A 4051-nucleotide genomic window follows, 5' to 3' on the forward strand; every position below is an offset into this window, starting at 1 on the left:
TAAAAGGCTTCGAGGGAATAGCCTTCTTCGCCTCCAGCCCGGCCCCGCCGACCACCAAGATCCTAGGGTTGAACAGCCCTGCCCATGCTGCCCATCAACGACAAACCAAGCCTGTGGCAAAGACATGGGCCGAAGAAGCCTGCACGTCACTCTTGATTACGGTCATAAGAGTGGAGTGGGAGCTAAAGAGCGGAAGTCTTGTAGCGCCCTTTGGAATGGAGGGGTCGAGAATGAGTTGCCACAGCTTGGTATATTTGAAATCAACTGCGCGGCTCCCAAAAATAACATCATTTCGTCATTAGATATTTTCGGAACTACAACAAGATAACGACATCGGAGGCGGTGGCTAGGACTGGGATCGTGTCCCCAGGCGTGGTGTAGGTCTTGGCTGAGGTGGTCACCGGGGATGTTCCGGTAGGGTCTGGTTGCTTACACCAACGCCAGACCGAAAGACCCACCGATGACCACCGACATGATGAACTTCCGGGATCTTTTGGAACGGATTTGACCCGCTTCGGACGGGGCATTGTCGGGCACTGATCAAGGATCATATGCCGCGCCGATCCACACTCAAGTCGGAGCATGCGACGGGTATTGCTCATCGGATACCGGCTCGAGCCAAGTAATGTGCTTGCCGTCCAGCGCTTCCTGGATCGCCAGATGCCGCATGGCGCTATGGGCGGATGCACCGTGCCAGTGCTTCTCGCCCGGCGCGATCCATATCGTGTCTCCGGGCCGAATTTCCCTCGCGGACTCGCCATCGAGCTGAAACCATCCTTCTCCAGACATCACATATAGGGTCTGGCCAAGTGGATGCGTATGCCAGTTCGTGCGCGCGCCAGGCTGGAACGTGACGATGACGGCCCGCACGCGCGCGGGGTCCGGGGCCTCGATGATGGGGTCCTGGGAAACGCTGCCCGTGAAGTAGTCCGGGTTCCCCGGCCGGTGCGGGCGTTCTCCGCCCTTGAAGAACTGCATGTCCTGTCTTCCTCTCGCGGATGCCGAACGATCGGCCGATCATTCCGGCGGTTTGCGGTCCTGTCCAGATCGCCCGGCGTGGTGCTCGCCCGCCTCACCTGCGCTGGTCGAAACGACGTCCGGCCAGGGTCGAGGCGATGTTCACCTTCTGGATGTCGATGGCACCACCGGCAATCCCCCACCCCCAGGCATCGCGCATCTTCTGCTCGATCGGATACTCGGCGGAATAGCCGTAGCCGCCCATGATCTGGAGCGCCTTGCCGGTAACGCGGCGGGTCATCTCGTTGGCGAAACACTTGGCGATCGAGCTTTCCCCGACCGAAGGCAGGCCGGACTGGGCGTTGACCACCGCGCGGTACAGCAGCAGCCGCGCAGCATCGAGATCCATCTTCATCTCGGCGAGGTGGAGCTGCACCGCCTGAAAATCCACCAGGGGCTTGCCGAACTGGCGGCGCTCCTGCACGTAGCCGAGGACATGGTCGAAGGCCGACTGCGCACAGGCCAGGCTGAGCGTGGTGTTGCCGCAGCGCTCGAGATCGAACGCCTCCATCAGCTGGCGGAATCCTCCGGCGGGCACGATCACGTTGTCGAGCGGCACCTCCACGTCGTCGAAATATATGTCTGCGCTGGAGACGCCGCGGAAGCCGAGCAGAGCCTCGGGCTTGCCGAAGGTCAGCCCGGTGCTGTCCTTCTCCACCAGGACGGCGCCGATCCCCTTGGCGCCCGGCGCGTCGGACATCCGGCAATAGACCACATAGGCGTCTGCATGCCCGGCACCGGAGCACCAGCGCTTCTGGCCGCTGACGACCAGCCGGTCTCCGCGGACCGTGGCGCGCGTGGCGAGGTCGGTCAGCGCCGAACCCGCGTTGGGCTCGGACATGGAGACCGCGACGATCATCTCGCCGGCGCAGACTTTGGGAAGGATGCGCCGGCGCAGCGCCTCGGGCGCGAAATTGGCCACGGCACGCGCCGGCCCAAAGCAGGATTCGAAGATGGGGAAGGCGACCGCGATGGAAACCTTGCCGATCTCTTCAAGGACCAGGACGGCATCGAGATGCGACATGCCGCCTCCACCGTATTCCTCGGGAAGATTTATGCCCAAGAATCCAAGTTCTGCGAAGCGGCGCATGATGTCCCGGTTAGGCGGCTCGCGGGTGATTTCGATCTGGACCGCCACATCACGCAATTCCGCGCCTGCAAATCGCGCAGCCATCCGTTGTAATTCATGTTGTTCGTGGCTGAGCTCGAAATTCATCTAGGCCTCTGTCGGTAAGTCGACCGGATTTCGATTGATTGATAGCCGAAACGCGCTACTCTGAAAATAAAGTACAATTTCATACAATGAAATGAAGGGGGAATGCGATGCAGGTTCGGTCCCGCGGGGCGCTGCAGCAACTCAAGGTGCTGGATCTCAGCCGGATACTGGCCGGCCCCTGGGCCTCGCAGATCCTCGGAGATCTGGGCGCCGAGGTGGTGAAGATCGAGAATCCCGACGGTGGCGACGACACCCGCCACTGGGGCCCGCCCTTCCTCGGTGGGGCCGCGGACGCGTCTTCGGACGCCGCCTATTTCACCGCCTGTAACCGGAACAAGCGGTCCGTGACCATCGACTTCTCGCGGCCCGCGGGTGCCGACATCGTGCGCCGGCTGGCGCGGGACGCCGACATCGTGATCGAGAACTTCAAGCTCGGCGGCCTGAAGAAATACGGGCTGGACTATGAGAGCCTGAAGGCGCTCAATCCAGCCATCATCTACTGCTCCGTCACCGGGTTCGGGCAGGATGGCCCCTACGCCCACCGCCTGGGATACGACTTCCTCGTGCAAGGCATCGGGGGGGCTGATGGGAATCACCGGCCTGCCCGACGGCGTGCCGGGCGGCGGCCCGGTGAAGGTGGGCGTCGCCGTGTCGGATCTGTTCACGGGCATGTATGCGGCGGTCTCCATCCTCGCCGCCGTGGCCCACCGCGGCACGACCGGCGAGGGCCAGTATATCGACTGCTCGCTGCTCGACAGTCAGGTGGCCATGCTGGCCAATCAAAGCGCCAACCTCCTTGTCGGCGGCGTCTCGCCCACGCGGATGGGCAACAGCCATCCCAACGTCACCCCCTATGGCGTCTATGCCACCAGGGACGGGTATCTCATCATCGCCTGCGGCAATGACGGCCAGTTCCAGCGCCTGTGCCAGGTCCTCGGCGCGCAGGACCTGGCTCTCGACCCGCGTTTTCGGACTAATCGCGACCGGATCGCGGCGCGCGAGGAACTCGACCAGCGCCTCTCGGCGAAGTTGGCGCACCGCGGCCGTGACGAGCTGATCCGCGCCATGGAGGCCGCCGAGGTGCCCTGCGGCCCCATCAACGAGCTGTCCGAGGTGTTCGAGGACCCCCCCAGGTGCGGGCGCGCAAGCTCAGCGTGGTGCTCTCGCGCAGCGACGGGGTTGAGATCCCTGTAGTCGCCTTCCCCTCGCGCCTGAGCGCCACCCCGGCCACCTACCGCGCCGCGCCCCCGCGGCTCGGGGAGCACACGCTCGAGGTGCTTTCGCCCTACTGTGACGGGGCGGAGCTGGAGCGGCTTCGCCGCGACGGTATAATATCTTGAAGCGTTTCCGGTCGGTGCGCGCGGTGGGCGCGCCAGGGCGAAAGGCCGGAGGGTTTCGCGATTCGATCCGACGCGAAACCCTCGGGCTGTCCCGCGCGGGGCCGGTTGGCCGCATGAAACGATGGAGAAGCGGGCGCTGCCCGCCACGGCCGACCCTGCCTCAGGTCCGCAGAGCTGCCCTCAGCCGTGGCGGCGCGACCACCGGCGGCGAAGGAGTCGCGGCGCGCACCATGTCGACGCTGCACGCGATCTTCGAGCACGGTGTCCGGCTGGGAAAGATCGAGAGCAACCCGGCGCGGGGCGTGCGTCGCCTCGCCAGCACGCCGCGCGACCGTCGTCTCAGCCGCGCCGAGATCGAGAAACTCGGCACGGCGATGCGGACCGCGGAGCAGGACGGAGAGCACCCGACCGGCCTCGCGGCGATCCGCTTCTTCCTGATGACGGGCTTGCGCCGCATGGAGGGGCTCGCCCTGGAGCG

At 64.6% G+C, this 4051-nt stretch carries 3 protein-coding genes and 2 pseudogenes; 3 read left to right on the plus strand and 2 right to left on the minus strand.

The features are described from left to right. Positions 1–570: 570 nt before the first annotated feature. Both V5F48_RS24785 and V5F48_RS24790 read right to left on the minus strand, forming a co-directional pair. A complete protein-coding gene (locus V5F48_RS24785) occupies positions 571–978 on the minus strand; it encodes a (R)-mandelonitrile lyase (RefSeq protein WP_394260619.1) in 408 nt (135 codons plus the stop codon). Between the two features lie 94 nt (positions 979–1072). Further along, positions 1073–2233, minus strand: a complete 1161-nt coding sequence (locus V5F48_RS24790) for an acyl-CoA dehydrogenase family protein (RefSeq protein WP_394260620.1) — start codon at positions 2231–2233, stop codon at positions 1073–1075. A 107-nt stretch (positions 2234–2340) separates the two neighbouring features. Here V5F48_RS24790 and V5F48_RS24795 point away from each other — a divergent pair. From V5F48_RS24795 to V5F48_RS24805, 3 genes and pseudogenes are all read left to right on the plus strand, one after another. Beyond that, a pseudogene (locus V5F48_RS24795) lies at positions 2341–3427 on the plus strand (CaiB/BaiF CoA transferase family protein). Next, positions 3391–3573, plus strand: coding sequence for a hypothetical protein (locus V5F48_RS24800; protein ID WP_394260621.1), 183 nt, complete (start codon positions 3391–3393; stop codon positions 3571–3573). Before V5F48_RS24795 ends, V5F48_RS24800 begins: the two are co-directional and overlap by 37 nt. Before the next feature lie 230 nt (positions 3574–3803). Continuing rightward, positions 3804–4051: pseudogene (locus tag V5F48_RS24805) on the plus strand (integrase); the annotation flags it as partial.

This window comes from Xanthobacter autotrophicus ATCC 700552, assembly GCF_043194565.1.
GTDB lineage: Bacteria > Pseudomonadota > Alphaproteobacteria > Rhizobiales > Xanthobacteraceae > Xanthobacter > Xanthobacter autotrophicus_F.